The organism is Moorena sp. SIO3B2 (genome assembly GCF_010692525.1).
Lineage (GTDB): Bacteria > Cyanobacteriota > Cyanobacteriia > Cyanobacteriales > Coleofasciculaceae > Moorena > Moorena producens.
In genome coordinates, this window is record NZ_JAAHHE010000568.1 from 1 (window position 1) to 3,083 (window position 3,083).

Genomic DNA, 3,083 nt, shown 5'->3' on the forward strand with positions numbered 1-3,083 from the left:
GGGGGGTTGGGGGGGATCTAAATCTTGCGGAAAACTTTGAAAACACGGCCTAGAGGGATAGCGGATATCACCAACTATAATCTCTACTCGGTTATCAAACATTTCCTGAGCTTTTTCAGCACTGCGAGTCAGAACACTAACCTGAAAACCTTTCTCTAGTAGCTTGGCCACCGTTAGCTGTCCAACCCCACCTGTAGCACCCGCCACCAGTACTTTCTCTGTTGAAGTCATCACCCCTGCTCCTCAAGTTTTGGTCTTAACTGGAATTGGAAATAAGTATATAGTAGTCGGGAGTCGGGAATCGGGAATCGGGAATCGGGAGTCGGGAAGTGTGGGAAGCCATGGCCAATAGGCCACGCTACGCGATCGCATTCAACAATCTCACTAATCCCAGGATTATTCTTGCTAATTGAAATTGTCAGCTATCAGCTGATAGCTGATAGCTGTTCGCTGAATCCTTACTTTGATTCCTAGGATTTTACAGAATCCAAAATGTAATTAGTCGCCAATAACCGTAAAAGTAAAGGCACTATCGGCAGGACGATCTGGAGAAGAAGTTTGTACGACCAAATAATCGGGTCCGACTTCAACAATTGCAGCAGACATATTGAAAGTCTTCCACGGCGAACCATATATAGAAACAGTAGGTGCTGGCAGACTTTGAAATCCTTCTTGAAACTGTATAAGATAAATACCTCCGTCGAGTTCCCGGCTTTTGAAACCCTCACCATACCATACTTGACCATCTGAATTAACAGCCCCATAAAGCTCACGAGCTTGAGCTACAGCAGGGTTAGCAACGAAAACAGACAAGCACAAAGCAACTAAAAGAAAGAAGGAAGCAACTTTCTTCCCGATAGACTGAAAATTCACCATCATATCTCCATTTGATGATCATTGTTAACCTAAAACTTTTGTTGTCTCAGGTTGCGATAACAACCTACCACGAACAGAGCAGACATTCCCCAAAGCCTTAACATTTTCTCAATATTTTTTTTAAAATTAATCTAGGATAGTAAACCAATATCTCTTACTTTGTCAAGCAAAGAAGGGAAGTGTGGGAATATCAAGAATCTCACCAATCCCAGCATTATAGTGCTACGCGCAAGTCAGAAGTCAGAAGTCAGAAGTCAGAAGTCAGCTATGACTAAGTTTCGGAATTTATGAATTTCAAACACCTTAATGCGTAGTGCTATATTCTTACTAATTGAAATCAAGCATTTCTTTTAAGCTAATAACCTTGGCCTTTCGGCCACGCTACGCGAACAAGCTTGGCCTTTGGCCACGCTACGCGAACAACCTGCTAACCTTATAACCTTTAACCTTTAACCTCCTAACCTTCAACCTCCTAACCTTCAACCTCCTAACCTTCACCCTTCAACCTTCAACAAAATAACCTTCAACCTTCAACCTTCAACCTTCAACCTTCAACCTCCTAACCCCAAAAAAATAGCCGCAGAAATACTATCCACGGCTAGAAAATTCACCTTGTCTTGATGCAGTCGCTCATGGGGGAAACCCCCAAGACCGCGCTGCATCGCTATGTCATTCAGTTTTTTCACCTATCCAGACATGATCCTATCTGATTAGACCCGATGGTTTTGCCGGGGGGAAAACCCCCCAGGAATTTAAGGTTTTACGGGATAATCAAGTACTTGACGGTAATTGTAATGAACTCTCCCGGAATGCCCGTCGGCTGAAGAGGAGTCCAGTCGGAAATTTCCGTGTAACGAAGTACATACAGGGTATGCATCGTATTAAGTATGGCCTTGCGGGACCCCTTTAAAATATGCTGAACAGGGATTTTTTTTGGGGAAGACTCGTCAGGATTATTATCTGAGTTAGGCGGTAATTTTGAAGGCATAAGGTGAACCTCTTGCTTTTTATTTATATTTATAATCGTAATGATTGTAAATATTATTGTCAAGGGTTTTGGAAAAGTTTTTTTTTGTTGAGGGAACAGGAAACAGAGAACATAAAAAAAAAATACTGTATATTATAAGAGGTTGTCTGAAAAGTATGATTTGCTAGATCAAAGCCCCCTAAATCCCCCGAGCGAGCAATCCCTCGCTCGGGGGATTTATACCAGCAAATTGATTCTTGTTCCCCCCAGAATTGGGGGGCTAGGGGGGCAAAATTCAGTATCAAAAAACTTTTCAGATATCCTCTAAGAGGTAACAGGTAACCTGTAACAGGGAACAGGAAAAAAATACTATATACCTCATTAGGCGATCCACCGCTATAAATAGGATTTTTTTAAAAATAAATTTGATATTTTTTTTTGGTTGTGTTAAATTTAAAGTAGTTTAAATTATCGATTAACAAATCCTATAGAATAGCGTTTCCATATAGTAATGAACTAAACAGGATTTTTCCCCGATTCCCGATTCCCGATTCCCGACTCCCGATTCCCTGTTCCCTGTTCCCGATTCCCGATTCCCTGTTCCCTTGCTATCTATGATTAACTCTGACTCCTTAAAAGCTATTGAAAACGCTAGACTAAATGACAACATTGGTAAGCCCCTTTATGACTCCTATTGTTTCTCCCAGATTCCCCAGATGATCTATCATCTGCTCACGGGTCAAGGAAACATGGGATTACCTAGGAGTGTATTAGGAGAATTACCGGAACGCTATGATAAGGTTATTCTGATTTTTGTTGATGCTTTCGGGTGGCGCTTTTTTCAGGACTATGTTGAACAATCGGAATTTTTGAAGCGGTTTGTAGTGGAAGGTGTCGCTTCTAAATTGACTACCCAGTTTCCTTCTACAACTGCTGCTCATGTGACTACTATTCACTCAGGGCTTCCGGTTGGTGAGAGTGGTGTCTTCCATTGGTTTTACTATGAGCCGCTGTTGGATGATATTATTGCTCCGTTGATGTTTTCGTTTGCGGGTGATAAGCAACGGGGAACCTTGCAAACAACTGGCATTTCTGAGCAAAGCCTTTTCCCTACCCAAACTCTCTATCAAAAATTGCAACAGTATGGTGTTAAATCTTATTGTTTTCAACACTACAATTATGCTTACTCTCCCTTTTCACGAGTGGTGTGTGATGGGGCAAGTATTGTTCCCTACAAAAC

The 3,083-nt window shown here is 41.7% G+C and carries 5 protein-coding genes; 1 reads left to right on the forward strand and 4 read right to left on the reverse strand.

Going from position 1 to position 3,083, the window contains the following annotated elements; translation table 11 throughout:
* From F6K38_RS38075 to F6K38_RS38090, 4 genes are all read right to left on the reverse strand, one after another.
* Positions 1–231 (reverse strand): SDR family oxidoreductase (locus F6K38_RS38075; RefSeq protein ID WP_287360143.1); only part of this gene is annotated, 231 nt, incomplete at its 3' end.
* Between the two features lie 12 nt (positions 232–243).
* A complete protein-coding gene (locus F6K38_RS38080) occupies positions 244–372 on the reverse strand; it encodes a hypothetical protein (protein ID WP_267871978.1) in 129 nt (42 codons plus the stop codon).
* Between the two features lie 126 nt (positions 373–498).
* Positions 499–879, reverse strand: coding sequence for a hypothetical protein (locus tag F6K38_RS38085; protein ID WP_008179137.1), 381 nt, complete (start codon positions 877–879; stop codon positions 499–501).
* 548 nt (positions 880–1,427) lie between these two features.
* The gene (locus F6K38_RS38090; RefSeq protein WP_287256807.1) at positions 1,428–1,562 is read right to left on the reverse strand and encodes a hypothetical protein; all 135 of its coding nucleotides are present in this window, start codon (positions 1,560–1,562) and stop codon (positions 1,428–1,430) included.
* 895 nt (positions 1,563–2,457) lie between these two features.
* Between F6K38_RS38090 and F6K38_RS38100 the strand changes: the two genes are divergently transcribed.
* Positions 2,458–3,083 (forward strand): alkaline phosphatase family protein (locus tag F6K38_RS38100; protein ID WP_287360144.1); only part of this gene is annotated, 626 nt, incomplete at its 3' end.